This is a genomic window from Vibrio aestuarianus (assembly GCF_012395185.1).
Lineage (GTDB): Bacteria > Pseudomonadota > Gammaproteobacteria > Enterobacterales > Vibrionaceae > Vibrio > Vibrio aestuarianus.
The window spans coordinates 33,274-46,665 of record NZ_JAAZTU010000001.1 but is presented as its reverse complement, the minus strand read 5'-3'; the positions used below and the strand labels follow the sequence as shown (position 1 = coordinate 46,665).

At 44.0% G+C, this 13,392-nt stretch carries 12 protein-coding genes; 6 read left to right on the top strand and 6 right to left on the bottom strand.

Going from position 1 to position 13,392, the window contains the following annotated elements; genetic code table 11:
* Nucleotides 1-23: 23 nt before the first annotated feature.
* From pcnB to panC, 4 genes are read left to right on the top strand one after another with little or no spacing between them, the layout of a single operon-like run.
* A complete protein-coding gene (gene pcnB / locus HGG78_RS00230; protein WP_171375412.1) occupies nucleotides 24-1,385 on the top strand; it encodes a polynucleotide adenylyltransferase PcnB in 1,362 nt (453 codons plus the stop codon).
* On the top strand, nucleotides 1,382-1,891 hold the full coding sequence (gene folK / locus HGG78_RS00225; RefSeq protein WP_172531768.1) for a 2-amino-4-hydroxy-6-hydroxymethyldihydropteridine diphosphokinase: 510 nt from the start codon (nucleotides 1,382-1,384) through the stop codon (nucleotides 1,889-1,891). The genes pcnB and folK overlap by 4 nt, the downstream gene beginning before the upstream one ends.
* The gene (gene panB, locus HGG78_RS00220; protein ID WP_172531767.1) at nucleotides 1,888-2,682 is read left to right on the top strand and encodes a 3-methyl-2-oxobutanoate hydroxymethyltransferase; all 795 of its coding nucleotides are present in this window, start codon (nucleotides 1,888-1,890) and stop codon (nucleotides 2,680-2,682) included. The genes folK and panB overlap by 4 nt, the downstream gene beginning before the upstream one ends.
* 11 nt (nucleotides 2,683-2,693) lie before the next feature.
* Nucleotides 2,694-3,575 carry a pantoate--beta-alanine ligase gene (gene panC, locus HGG78_RS00215; protein WP_172531766.1) on the top strand — a complete coding sequence of 294 codons (882 nt, stop codon included), beginning with the start codon at nucleotides 2,694-2,696 and terminating at the stop codon, nucleotides 3,573-3,575.
* Nucleotides 3,576-3,650: 75 nt separating this feature from the next.
* On the opposite strand, the gene HGG78_RS00210 is transcribed toward panC, so the two are convergent.
* From HGG78_RS00210 to HGG78_RS00200, 3 genes are all read right to left on the bottom strand, one after another.
* Nucleotides 3,651-4,421: an ABC transporter permease gene (locus HGG78_RS00210; protein WP_053311317.1), complete on the bottom strand. Its 771-nt coding sequence runs from the start codon at nucleotides 4,419-4,421 to the stop codon at nucleotides 3,651-3,653.
* A 2-nt stretch (nucleotides 4,422-4,423) separates the two neighbouring features.
* Complete coding sequence (locus HGG78_RS00205) at nucleotides 4,424-5,344, bottom strand: ABC transporter ATP-binding protein (protein WP_053311318.1); 921 nt, start codon at nucleotides 5,342-5,344, stop codon at nucleotides 4,424-4,426.
* Nucleotides 5,345-5,478: 134 nt separating this feature from the next.
* Complete coding sequence (locus HGG78_RS00200) at nucleotides 5,479-7,131, bottom strand: SulP family inorganic anion transporter (protein WP_172531765.1); 1,653 nt, start codon at nucleotides 7,129-7,131, stop codon at nucleotides 5,479-5,481.
* A 265-nt stretch (nucleotides 7,132-7,396) separates the two neighbouring features.
* Here HGG78_RS00200 and can point away from each other — a divergent pair, with 265 nt between their 5' ends.
* Nucleotides 7,397-8,065, top strand: coding sequence for a carbonate dehydratase (can, locus tag HGG78_RS00195; protein ID WP_053311320.1), 669 nt, complete (start codon nucleotides 7,397-7,399; stop codon nucleotides 8,063-8,065).
* A gap of 213 nt (nucleotides 8,066-8,278) precedes the next feature.
* Here can and hpt read toward each other — a convergent pair whose 3' ends face one another.
* Entirely contained in the window at nucleotides 8,279-8,809 is a 531-nt protein-coding gene (gene hpt, locus HGG78_RS00190; protein ID WP_053311321.1) for a hypoxanthine phosphoribosyltransferase, read from the bottom strand.
* 333 nt (nucleotides 8,810-9,142) lie between these two features.
* Between hpt and HGG78_RS00185 the strand changes: the two genes are divergently transcribed.
* A complete protein-coding gene (locus HGG78_RS00185; RefSeq protein ID WP_172531764.1) occupies nucleotides 9,143-9,760 on the top strand; it encodes a LuxR/HapR/OpaR family quorum-sensing transcriptional regulator in 618 nt (205 codons plus the stop codon).
* 69 nt (nucleotides 9,761-9,829) lie between these two features.
* On the opposite strand, the gene lpdA is transcribed toward HGG78_RS00185, so the two are convergent.
* Together lpdA and aceF are read right to left on the bottom strand one after the other, a co-directional pair.
* Entirely contained in the window at nucleotides 9,830-11,257 is a 1,428-nt protein-coding gene (gene lpdA, locus HGG78_RS00180; RefSeq protein ID WP_168523296.1) for a dihydrolipoyl dehydrogenase, read from the bottom strand.
* A gap of 264 nt (nucleotides 11,258-11,521) precedes the next feature.
* Nucleotides 11,522-13,390, bottom strand: coding sequence for a pyruvate dehydrogenase complex dihydrolipoyllysine-residue acetyltransferase (gene aceF / locus HGG78_RS00175; RefSeq protein ID WP_172531763.1), 1,869 nt, complete (start codon nucleotides 13,388-13,390; stop codon nucleotides 11,522-11,524).
* Nucleotides 13,391-13,392: the final 2 nt, after the last annotated feature.

Here is a 13,392-nt window from a genome sequence, read left to right as displayed (position 1 = left end):
AAACCAATCATTGCCAGATGCACATGAATAAAAACGACTATACACCACGCGAAAACCGCGTTTACCAAGACTTAGCTCTGAATATTATCACTCGTCAAGAGCACAATATTTCGCGCAAGCAAATCAGCGATAATGCGCTAAAGGTGCTATACCGACTTCATGGCGCAGGTTTTGACGCGTACCTAGTCGGTGGCGGAGTACGTGATTTACTGCTTGGTGAAACACCAAAAGATTTTGATATCGCCACCAATGCAACGCCAGAACAAATTCGCCATCTGTTTCGTAACTGCCGATTAATAGGTCGTCGCTTCCGTTTAGCGCATATTATGTTTGGTCGAGATATTATCGAAGTAGCAACCTTTCGCGGCCATCACCAAGAGCCGACGCAAAATGTTTCCGCACAATCGGAAGCAGGTATGCTTTTGCGTGATAACGTCTACGGCACGATTGATGAAGATGCCGAACGTCGTGATTTCACCATCAACGCCATGTACTACAGCATCGCAGATTACAGCATTCACGATTATGCTGGCGGCGTTGATGACTTAGAAGATAAGCTGATTCGTTTAATTGGTGACCCTGAGACTCGCTATCGCGAAGATCCAGTTCGCATGTTGCGTGCTATACGCTTTGCGGCCAAGCTCGACTTTGATATTGAAGAAGATACCGCCGATCCAATCGAACACCTTGCCCCCTTACTGAGAGATATTCCGGCAGCACGTCTGTACGAAGAATCACTCAAAATGCTGCAAACGGGTCATGGTTTAGAGACTTATCACTTAATGCGTGAGTACAACTTGTTCCAACAGTTGTTTCCAGTCATTGCTCAGTATTTCACGCCGGAATACGACTCACAGACAGAGCAAATGCTTGATCTCGTCTTGGACTCTACCGACCTACGCATTGAAGAAGGTAAACGCATTAATCCAGCCTTTATGTTCGCGGCTATCTTCTGGTATCCAACCGTGCAGCTGGCCGAAGAGTTAATGGAACAACGTAATTTTGCTTATTACGATGCGGTAATGGAAGCGAGCAATTTGATTCTTGATCAAGTGGTCAAAACACTGGCCATACCTCGCCGTCATACGGCAACTATCCGCGAGATTTGGCAGCTTCAGCTACGACTACCTCGTCGCAATGGCAAGCGTGCTTTCCGCTTAATGGAACTCAATAAGTTCCGAGCAGGGTTTGATTTCCTACAAATGCGTGGGGAAATTGAAGGCGGAGAAACGAAGAAACTAGCTGATTGGTGGGCAACTTTTGAAAGCGCGGGTCGTGATATGCGCCAAGCGATGGCAAACGATTTAGGTGGCAGTACCAGTAAACCTAGCTTCCGTCGCCGCAAAAGCCCACGCAATACGAAGAAGAGTAAACCTGAATCATGATCGAGGTTTACATTGCGGTTGGTAGCAATTTAGGCGATCCCGTCACACAAGCAAAACAAGCAATTGATGCCCTAAAATGTCTACCGAAGTCTGAATTTATTGCAACATCTGAACTTTACAGCAGCACGCCTATGGGGCCGCAAAATCAACCCAATTACATCAATGCTGTAGTTAAAGTCCAAACTGAATTAACGCCACTTGAACTACTTGATTGCACACAACGTATCGAGTTGGAACAGGGGCGCGTCCGTAAAGATGAACGTTGGGGGCCAAGAACTCTCGACTTAGATATTCTTCTTTACGGCAATGAGGTGATCGATTCCGAGCGTCTAACCATTCCTCATTATGGAATGAAAGTACGAGAATTCGTACTTTACCCGCTCGCTGAAATCGCACCAAATTTACAACTCCCTGATGGGGCTGAGCTCAACGAACTTTTAAACCAAGTCGATCGTAATGGGCTCAGTATTTGGCAATCGCCAACGCCTAGTAAGGACATCAAATGAAAAAAATTACGATCAACGACCTAATTCAATGGAAACAACAAGGTCGTAAATTTGCGTCAGTGACCGCTTATGACGCCAGTTTTGCACAACTTTTTGAAAGCCAAGAAATGCCCGTTTTACTCGTCGGTGACTCGTTAGGAATGGTACTGCAAGGTAAAACTGATACTCTGCCCGTCACGGTCGATGAGATCGCCTACCACACTCGCAGTGTGCGTGCAGGCAGCCCAAACAGCTTACTGATGGCCGACATGCCTTTCATGAGTTACGCCACACCAGAGCAAGCATGCGAAAATGCAGCCAAAATCATGCAAGCTGGTGCAAACATGGTGAAAATTGAAGGTGGCGACTGGTTAGTGGATACCGTAAAAATGCTGACAGAGCGTGCGGTTCCAGTTTGTGCTCACTTGGGTTTAACCCCTCAATCAGTCAATATTTTTGGCGGTTATAAAGTACAAGGCCGAGATCAAGAAAAAGCCGATCGCATGGTAAAAGATGCATTAGCACTACAAGATGCCGGCGCTCAAATTGTATTATTAGAATGTGTTCCTGCTAGCCTTGCCGCGCGCATTACCGAAGTCCTAGAGGTACCAGTAATTGGTATTGGTACAGGTAATGTAACAGATGGTCAAATTTTAGTAATGCACGATATGTTTGGAATTTCGGCGAACTACATGCCAAAATTCTCGAAAAACTTCCTTGCTGAAACAGGTGATATGCGTAAAGCCGTTGCACAATACATCCAAGATGTAGAAAGTGCAGCCTTCCCTGATGATGCTCATACCATTGCCTAAAGGAGATATTCATGCAAACTTTTGCTGACATTTCAGCTCTTCGCGAGCAGATCAAACAGTATAAGCGTGATGGTCGCCGAGTCGCTTTTGTGCCAACCATGGGCAACTTACATGAAGGCCACTTGACCCTAGTGCGTAAAGCTCGTGAAGAGGGAAATGTGGTCGTGGTCAGTATTTTTGTCAATCCAATGCAATTTGATCGTGCAGATGACTTAAACAACTACCCAAGAACATTAGATGAAGACTTAAGTAAACTTAACGCGGAAGGCGTTGATTTTGTCTTTACTCCAACCCCAGAAGTTATGTATCCACAAGGTTTAGACAAACAAACCTTTATTGAAGTACCAGGGCTATCGCATATGCTCGAAGGCGCTTCAAGACCAGGACATTTTCGTGGTGTAGCAACCATTGTCGCTAAACTATTCAATATTGTTCAGCCTAATGTCGCTTGTTTTGGGGAAAAAGATTTCCAGCAATTGGCCGTTATTCGTCAGATGGTTAATGACCTATGCATGGATATTGAAATTATTGGTGTTCCAACCGTGCGCGAAATGGACGGGTTAGCCATGAGCTCACGCAATGGCCTGCTTACACTCGATCAACGCCAACGAGCTCCAGTGCTAGCACGCACTATGCGTTGGATCAGTAGTGCAATGCGTGGTGGACGTGATGACTATGCATCGATCATTGAAGATGCGAGTGATCAACTGCGCGCTGCTGGCTTACAACCGGATGAGATCTTCATTCGCGACGCTAAAACTCTGCAAGTTATCTCAGCCGAGACAACTCAAGCAGTGATTTTAGTTTCAGCTTTTTTAGGCCAAGCCCGTTTGATTGATAACCAAATCGTAGATTTCAATGTAGAAAGCAAAGCCGATCCTGAAGAAGAATAATCTCCAACCTGCTGAATTAAAAAAGGTCGACACTGTGTCGACCTTTTTATTAGCAATTATTGGCTACGAGTAGTACTAGCTTCTCAGACCAATACCACGTGATACAAGATAGTGAGCAACCGCATACAACGCGACCACAAAAACCCCCAGTACGCTAAAGGAAGTCACGATACCCACATCAGAAACCCCAAGAAAACCATAGCGAAACGCATTAACCATATAAACAATTGGGTTGATTTTCGATACTCCTTGCCAAAAATCCGGCAGCAGGCTGATCGAATAAAAGACTCCACCTAAATAAGTTAATGGCGTGAGTATAAAAGTCGGAATAATCGAAATATCGTCAAATGTCTTAGCAAACACCGCGTTAATCATGCCGCCTAAAGCAAACACTACTGACGTGAGAAATACCGTCGCAACAATAATGCCCCAATGATCCACTTGTAGATCAACAAAAAACAACGAAACAAAAGTCACGATGGCTCCGACTAATAAACCTCGCACTACGCCCCCCATAACGAACCCTGCAATAATCACGTAATTGGGAACGGGAGCAACCAGTAACTCTTCAATATTTTTTTGAAATTTCGCGCTAAAGAAAGAAGAAGCAACATTGGAATAAGAGTTGGTGATCACCGACATCATGATTAAGCCCGGCACAATATATTCCATGTAGCTAAAACCATTCATTTGACCAATTCGCGAACCAATCAAGTTACCAAAAATGATGAAATAAAGCGTCATGGTAATAGCTGGTGGCACTAAGGTCTGCACCCAAATTCGCGTAAAGCGGTTTATTTCCTTGGTCAACAAGCTACAAAAAGCCGTCCAATACAAACGATACATAATTACTGACCTCGACTCTGTTGTTGCACAATACTGACAAACAGCTCTTCCAAGCGGTTAGCTTTATTGCGCATTGACAATACTGTCACGCCTTGCTGCGTTAGTTGCTCGAACACTGAATTCAACCCTCTGGTTTTCTCTAACTCGATTTCTAGTGAACCGTTAACCATGGTTTGTGAAACAACGCCAGCTAACTGAGGCAACGGTGAATCGTCAGCCAAATCCAAAATAAAGGTCTCAAACTGCAGTTTCGCGAGCAGATCTTTCATTGAGGTATTTTCGATTAACTCACCACGGTTGATAATGCCGATGTTACGGCACAGCATTTCAGCCTCTTCTAAATAGTGCGTGGTCAAAATAATGGTAATGCCTTGTGCATTGATCTCTTTAAGAAATTCCCACATTGAACGACGGAGCTCAATATCCACACCAGCCGTCGGTTCATCTAAAATGAGCAGTTTGGGTTCATGCATCAAAGCGCGAGCAATCATTAAGCGGCGTTTCATACCACCAGAAAGATTTCGTGCACGTTCTTTACGTTTTTCCCACAGATCGAGCTTAGATAAATACTTTTCCGCTCTTTCTTTCGCTAGCGATTTAGCAACACCGTAATAACCAGCCTGCTGCATTACAATCTGCTCAACGCTCTCAAATTGGTTGAAATTGAATTCTTGAGGAACCAAGCCAATATTTTGCTTCGCAAGTTCCAGATCTTTATCAATATCGTAGCCAAAAACCTTTACGTTACCGGAAGTCTTATTGACCAAGGATGAAATAATACCGATAGTTGTCGATTTTCCAGCCCCATTAGGTCCAAGCAGTGCGTAAAAATCGCCCTTTCTTACCTGCAAACTCACCCCTTTTAGGGCCTCGAAACCACCTGCGTAGGTTTTACGTAGTTGTTCTATTTCTAATGCGTACATTCAATGATCACTCTTTGTGACTTTAACTTGTTAGATGTGCCACCTAACCCACCATTTTTCAACCCAACATTAGAAATTAATGAAATAAAAAGCGCAGACCAAGTGATCTGCGCTCTTAAGGTTATCACCCCAAACTAGTTAGATTGGGTTACATGACTTACAGCCGCATTTAACGCTTCATAACGGAAAGAGTAAGTCTGCTCACTCGGTACTAAATCTAAGATGTGGAACTTCTCTAGCTGTTGTTTGGTTTGTATATTCGGACACAACAGATAAACCGCACATTTCGCATCTAACGCATCTCTGATCGCATTCTCTAACGCTAAGCCAACCGTCACATCAATCATTGGCACATCGGTAAGGTCAAGGATCATCGCTTCATAGTCACTAATGTGGTTATGCTGGCGAGATATCGCTTTAGAAACACTAAAGATCATTGGACCGGAGAGATAAAAGAACAGCACTTTGCCATTGGCTTTCTCAAGCAAAGAGCGCTCGCTGTCAGTCAAGGGCACATCGTTCTCATCAGCATCACTGATCGCTTTAACCTGACGCGCTTGCTCGCGGCTCAAACGTTCAATGATTAAGATATTAGAGATAAATACACCTAAGCCAACCGCCACAATCAAATCAACAAACACCGTCAGCAGCATTACGCCATACATAATAGCCATGCCTTGCACGCTGACTTTATGCGCGCGTTGAATGAAACTCCAATCGAGAATGTTGAACCCGACATAGACAGCAATACCCGCTAAAACCGCCATCGGGATAGGTTCGGTTAAACCACCAGCCACTAACACAACTAACGCCAACACCAAAGCACGAGCAACTCCTGATAAAGGTGAACGCGCTCCAACTTGAATGTTAGTCACCGTCCCCATCGTTGCCCCTGCGCCCGGTAACGCACCAAATAATCCTGAAATCATATTGGCAAGCCCTTGCCCTCTTAACTCCTTATCTGAGTCATGCTCTTTGCGTGTTAAAGAGTCACCAATCACCGCGGTCAGTAAGGTATCAATACAACCTAGTGTGCCTAGCACTAACGCATCAATCACCATGGTTGTGAAGATTTCAGCATTAAAAGTAGGGATCACCAGTGAAGGCAAACCAGCCGGTATCACGCCAATACGTCGAATATCTTCAGGGTTAAATAGCAATACAGAAATTAACGTCACTACCACTAAAGCAACCAGTTGTGCGGGAACGTATTTCCGATATTTATTAGGCAAGAAGAATAGAATACCAAGAGTGAGCAAACCCAAAAACAGTTCATTAAACTTCATGTTGCTGATGATATCTGGCAATGCAGACAATGTTCCCATCACCCCACCCGAAGGGGCTGCCTGACCAAGCAGTGGTGAAAGTTGCAAAATGATGAGGATGACACCAATGCCCGACATGAAGCCAGATATCACACTGTATGGCATTAATGTGATGTATTTTCCAAGCTTGAGGGTTCCAAGCAATATCTGAAATGCCCCCGCCATCATCACAACAGTAAAGGTCATAGCCAGTCCAGTTTCTGGGTAGCTAGCGACCATGCTGGTTAAGACTGCAGTCATAATGACCGTCATCGGTCCGGTAGGCTCTGATATCAAGGTTGATGAGCCGCCAAATAAAGCAGCAAATAACCCGACCATGATCGCGCCCCAAAGCCCAGCTTCCGCACCGGCGCCCGAAGCAACACCAAAAGCTAACGCCAAAGGCAGTGATATAATGGCCGTTGTCACTCCACCAAACAAATCACCTTTCAAATCAATATTGGCAAAACGACTCCCAAACACTTATGCGCTCCTTGTAAAAAAACAAAATCACATCACTGTAGCAAATGTTAATCACAATTATTAACCGTTAATTAACGACAATTTTAGCCAATCTTGACTAAAAAAATGGGAACTAGCTAAGTTCATGATTTTTCATACGAGAACTCGTCAGATGAGTGCCTTTTTCTTCATTTTATAAGAGAATGAAATTGTAACATTGTGTATAGTCAGATTTATTCTTGAGCATTACTATTGATGCAATTTGGTCTATTTTAAGGGAAGTGAGATGCCAGAACTTAAACAGCTTTTTGAAAATAACTCGCGTTGGTCTGAATCGATTAAAGCAGAACGTCCTGAGTACTTTGCAAAGCTAGCTCAAGGGCAAGACCCTGATTTTCTCTGGATTGGTTGCTCTGACAGTCGCGTACCTGCGGAACGTTTAACCGGGCTTTATTCGGGTGAACTGTTTGTGCATCGCAACGTCGCAAACCAGGTAATTCATACCGACTTGAATTGTCTTTCTGTGGTGCAATATGCGGTTGATGTATTGAAAGTAAAACACATCATTATCTGCGGACACTATGACTGTGGGGGTGTGAATGCAGCGATTGATAATCCACAACTAGGGTTGATCAACAACTGGTTACTGCATGTTCGTGACTTATACCTGAAACATCGCACCTATTTAGATGCTATACCCGAACAAAATAAAGCCGACAAGCTTTGTGAAATCAATGTTGCTGAACAAGTGTATAACTTGGGCAACTCCACGGTCCTACAAAACGCGTGGGAGCGCGGTCAAGATGTAGAACTGCATGGCGTAGTGTACGGTATTGAAGATGGACGCTTAGAATATCTAGGTGTTCGTTGTAATTCACGCGAACGGGTGAATGACACTTATCAAAAGGCGATGGAAAAAATCCTGAACCCCAATCACGAGCTATTATGTCGCTAAAATACCAAGAGCCCACTCAATAGTGGGCTCTTTATCATACCAATCACAGTAAATAAGTGATCAGAAATAGCGCAGGAAAAAGGCTTGAGAACAAGGCAGAATTTTTCGATAAGTAGTTAGTCTACAATAAAAAATTCTAACGCAGTTATCGAGCATTTTAACCAGCCAGGATGAACAGTTATTTACTACAATTGGTATCATATCTTCGTTAACTTACTCTTGTGGCACAACTTTGCCAATAAACGGCAAATGACGATATTTTTGTGCGTAATCGATACCGACCCCAACCACAAACTCATCAGGGATTTCGAAACCAATCCATTTTACATCCACAGGTACTTCACGGCGTGAAGGCTTATCAAGCAAAGTACAAATGTGGATGGACTTAGGTTCACGTAACGAAAGGATCTCTTTTACTTTGTTCAAGGTATTACCCGTATCGATAATATCTTCAACCAACAACACATCTTTGCCTTTAATGTCATCATCCAGATCTTTTAAGATACGAACATCACGTGAGCTTTCCATCGTATTGCCATAGCTAGATGCCGTCATAAAATCAACTTGGTGAACCAAATCAATGTTACGAGCAAGGTCTGCCATAAATACAAATGAACCGCGTAGCAAGCCAACCATGACCAAATCTTCACTGCCCTGATAATGTTCGGTGATCTGTTTGCCTAATTCACGAATTCGTTCCTGAACAATTTCCTCAGAAATCATCACTTCAACTGTATGCTTCATACTGTTCTCTTTTTAGGTGATGCGACACGCTTTACGATCACTGTTTTACGTAATGATGGCGTCGCGTAACTAGCTTGGTACATATAGTACCACCGCTGCACGGGATAGTTAAATGAGGCTTGCTTTGTACCGATTGACCGTTAATTTCAATTCAAACAATAAAACCACTTGAATATGATTGCATTTAACACAATTGAACAAAAAACAGGCTCATATTATTTGACCTACATCATATGCAGCAGTACACTCATGAAGCTTTAAAAGCAATTAATAAAATAATCATTAGAGCGGAAAGCTCAATACAAAACGTCAAATGGTAAGGATTAAAAAATTATGGACGCATCTATAGAGAAACGCCCCAGAACGCGCTTATCACCACAAAAGCGTAAACTTCAATTGATGGAAATCGCTCTTGAAGTGTTTGCAAAACGAGGCATTGGCCGTGGTGGTCATGCCGATATCGCTGAAATTGCACAGGTTTCTGTTGCAACGGTGTTCAATTACTTCCCAACTCGCGAAGATTTAGTGGATGACGTATTAACGCACGTTGTATGCCAATTTTCTAACTTTCTCGCTGATAATATCGACCTTGATCTGTACGCAAAAGAGAACTTAACCAACATTACTACCGCCATGGTTAGCCTTGTGGTTAATGACTGCCACTGGTTAAAAGTGTGGTTTGAGTGGAGTGCTTCGACACGTGAAGAAGTTTGGCCACTGTTTGTTTCTACAAACCGCACCAATCAATTACTAGTCAAGAATATGTTTATTAAGGCTATCGAACGTGGTGAAGTATGCAACGAACATGATCCTGAAGATCTGGCGACACTTTTCCACGGTATCTGCTACTCGCTCTTTATTCAGGCAAATCGCCTACCGAATGAAGAAAGCATGCGCATGCTAGTGAAAAGCTACCTAAATATGCTGTGCATCTACAAAAAAGAGCACTAATATCTGATCGATAAGAGCATAAAAAAACCGCTGGCTTCAGCGGTTTTTCTTTATCTGACGATTAGGTCATTACTTTTTCTTTTTCGCTTTCGCGTTTGGAAGGTCAGTAATCGTACCTTCAAACACTTCAGCCGCAAGACCAACAGACTCGTGTAGCGTTGGGTGAGCATGAATCGTCAATGCGATATCTTCGGCATCACAACCCATCTCGATAGCAAGACCAATTTCACCCAGTAGTTCACCACCGTTAGTACCAACGATAGCACCACCAATAACACGATGAGTCTCTTTATCAAAAATAAGCTTGGTCATACCGTCTGCACAATCAGAAGCGATTGCACGACCAGAAGCTGCCCAAGGGAATGTCGCTACTTCGTAGCTAATGCCTTCTGCTTTCGCTTCTTTTTCAGTTTTACCAACCCAAGCGACTTCTGGCTCAGTATACGCAATTGAAGGGATTACTTTAGGGTCAAAGTAGTGTTTCTTACCTGAAATAACTTCTGCCGCTACGTGACCTTCATGCACACCTTTGTGAGCCAACATTGGTTGACCAACAATATCACCGATAGCGAAGATATGAGGAACATTCGTGCGCATTTGCTTATCCACATTGATAAAGCCACGCTCATCCACTTCAATACCTGCTTTTTCAGCATCCATCAGCTTACCATTTGGTACACGGCCGATAGCAACAAGGACTGCATCATAACGCTCAGCTTCCGCTGGTGCTTTTTTGCCTTCCATTGAAACGTAGATACCATCTTCTTTCGCTTCAACAGCCGTCACTTTCGTTTCAAGCATCAGGTTAAATTTGTCTTTGATACGTTTGGTGTAAACTTTGACCATGTCTTTATCCGCCGCTGGGATAAGTTGGTCAAACATTTCAACCACATCAATTTTAGAACCAAGCGAGTGGTAAACCGTCGCCATTTCCAAACCGATAATACCGCCACCCATGATCAACAGCTTTCCAGGAACTTCTTTCAGTTCAAGTGCATCAGTTGAATCCCAAATGCGTGGGTCTTCATGAGGAATGAATGGTAGTTTAATTGGGCGAGAACCCGCTGCAACGATAGCGTTATCGAAATTAACTACGGTTTTGCCGTCTTCACCTTCAACTTCGATAGCATTAGGGCCAGTAAATTTACCAAAACCGTTAACAACGGTGACTTTACGCATCTTAGCCATACCGCCAAGACCGCCTGTCAGTTGGTTGATCACTTTTTCTTTCCAAAGACGAATTTTGTCGATGTCAGTTTGTGGTTCACCAAATACGATACCATGCTCAGCAAGCGCTTTCGCTTCTTCAATAACTTTCGCTACGTGAAGTAGTGCTTTAGATGGGATACAACCCACGTTCAAACACACACCACCAAGGGTGCTGTAACGTTCAATAAGTACTGTTTCAAGACCTAAGTCTGCACAGCGGAATGCAGCGGAGTAACCAGCAGGACCGGCACCAAGCACTACCACTTGGGCTTTGATTTCTTTGCTCATTTTGACCTCTTGTAGTCATTATCCCTAACAGGCTGAGTGGGTGTTCTATCTATTTGTTTTGTTATTAAAAACGAATTACTTAAAACGAGATATTTTTCAGACCGCAACAGTTTACAGAGATGTTAATGGTGTGAAAAGTAAATCCATTTAGCCTGTGAGCTAGACGACAATTCGATTAGGAAAAAGTGTTCGTAATCCAATCATCTTGTTATTCGTGTTAACGAGGGCGGCTTAATCGCCGCCCTATCATTAACTAAACTTGGCTTACAAAACCAGACGGCGAATGTCTGATAATGCACCATTTAGGAAAGTGATGAAGCGTGCACCTTCCGCACCATCGATCACACGGTGGTCGTATGATAGAGAGAGTGGAAGTTGTAGGCGTGGTTCGAACTCTTTGCCGTTCCACACAGGCTTGATCTCTGATTTAGACACACCAAGAATACCCACTTCTGGCGCATTGACGATTGGCGTAAATGCAGTACCACCAATGCCACCTAGGCTAGAGATAGTGAAACAACCACCCTGCATATCTGCCGCTGTCAGTTTACCAGCACGTGCTTTCTTCGATACTTCAGCAAGCTCAGCTGATAGCTCGTAAATGCCTTTTTTGTTCACATCTTTGAAGACAGGAACAACGAGACCATTTGGCGTATCAACCGCAATACCCACGTTTACGTATTTCTTCAGAATCAAGCTTTCGCCATCGTCAGAAAGTGAAGAGTTAAATGCTGGGAACGCTTCTAGAGCTTTCGCTACAGCTTTCATGATGAACACGAGTGGCGTGATCTTCATGCCTGTATCTTTCTTCGCTTCAATCGCATTTTGCTCTTTACGGAAGTTCTCAAGCTCGGTGATATCAGCGTTATCCCATTGGGTAACGTGTGGGATCATCACCCAGTTACGGTGCAAGTTAGCACCCGAGATCTTCTTGATACGAGAAAGTGGCTGAACTTCAGTTTCACCAAACTTGCTGAAATCAACTTTTGGCCAAGGTAGGAGGCCAAGTGCTGCGCCATCACCTTTACCAGAAGCCGCTGCTGCCGAACCAGATTCAAGACGCTTAAGTGCTTCTTTCACATAATTTTGCACATCTTCTTTTAGGATACGGCTCTTACGACCAGAACCTTTCACCTTAGATAGATTAACGCCAAATTCACGTGCAAGACGACGAACAACTGGAGAAGCATGAGAATACTCATTGTTCTCTTCAAACTCAGCGGTTGCTACTGTCGCTGGTTTAGTCACTTCAGCTTTTGGTGCTACTGGTGCCGCTGCTTGAGCAGGAGCTGCAACTGGTGCTGCACCTGCTACTTCAAAGACCATGATTAACGAGCCAGTCGATACTTTATCGCCTGTTGCAATCTTGATTTCTTTCACTACACCGGCAAACGGTGCTGGCACTTCCATTGAAGCTTTGTCGCCTTCAACCGTGATTAGAGATTGCTCTTCTTCCACGGTATCGCCAACGGCTACCATGATTTCAGTCACTTCTACTTCATCACCACCGATATCTGGAACGTTGACTTCTTTCGCTGCAGAAGCGGTCGGAGCTGCCGCCATTGGTGCCGCTACAGCAGCAGGAGCCGCGGCTACGCCTGAACCTGCAACTTCAAATACCATGATTAGAGAGCCAGTCGTTACTTTATCGCCTGCTGCTACTTTGATCTCTTTCAGCGTACCTGCGAATGGCGCTGGAACTTCCATAGAAGCTTTGTCGCCTTCAACCGTCAATAGAGATTGCTCTTCTTCGATTGCATCGCCGATAGCGACCATGATTTCAGTGACTTCTACTTCATCACCGCCAATATCTGGAACATGTACTTCTTTAAGCTCGCTTGCTGATGCTGCCACAGGAGCAGTTGCTGGAGCTACTTCAACTGCAGCTGGCGCTGCTGCACCTTCTGCTTCAAAGATCATAATCAATGAACCAGTAGAGACTTTATCACCTTCAGCGATTTTGATTTCTTTAACAATACCTGCTTGAGAGGCAGGAACCTCCATAGAAGCCTTATCGCCTTCTACAGTAATAAGAGACTGTTCTTCTTCAACCTTGTCGCCAACGCTGACAAGAATTTCAGTAACTTCAACCTCATCCGCACCAATGTCAGGTACATTAATTTCGATTGCCATTA

Excerpts from the sequence above, each read along its gene's own strand:
- aceF (WP_172531763.1), bottom strand. The coding sequence starts at position 13,390 with ATGGCAATCGAAATTAATGTACCTGACATTGGTGCGGATGAGGTTGAA.
- pcnB (WP_171375412.1), top strand. The coding sequence starts at position 24 with ATGAATAAAAACGACTATACACCACGCGAAAACCGCGTTTACCAAGAC.
- HGG78_RS00205 (WP_053311318.1), bottom strand. The coding sequence starts at position 5,344 with ATGTACGCATTAGAAATAGAACAACTACGTAAAACCTACGCAGGTGGT.
- panB (WP_172531767.1), top strand. The coding sequence starts at position 1,888 with ATGAAAAAAATTACGATCAACGACCTAATTCAATGGAAACAACAAGGT.
- HGG78_RS00210 (WP_053311317.1), bottom strand. The coding sequence starts at position 4,421 with ATGTATCGTTTGTATTGGACGGCTTTTTGTAGCTTGTTGACCAAGGAA.
- HGG78_RS00185 (WP_172531764.1), top strand. The coding sequence starts at position 9,143 with ATGGACGCATCTATAGAGAAACGCCCCAGAACGCGCTTATCACCACAA.
- folK (WP_172531768.1), top strand. The coding sequence starts at position 1,382 with ATGATCGAGGTTTACATTGCGGTTGGTAGCAATTTAGGCGATCCCGTC.
- hpt (WP_053311321.1), bottom strand. The coding sequence starts at position 8,809 with ATGAAGCATACAGTTGAAGTGATGATTTCTGAGGAAATTGTTCAGGAA.
- panC (WP_172531766.1), top strand. The coding sequence starts at position 2,694 with ATGCAAACTTTTGCTGACATTTCAGCTCTTCGCGAGCAGATCAAACAG.
- can (WP_053311320.1), top strand. The coding sequence starts at position 7,397 with ATGCCAGAACTTAAACAGCTTTTTGAAAATAACTCGCGTTGGTCTGAA.
- lpdA (WP_168523296.1), bottom strand. The coding sequence starts at position 11,257 with ATGAGCAAAGAAATCAAAGCCCAAGTGGTAGTGCTTGGTGCCGGTCCT.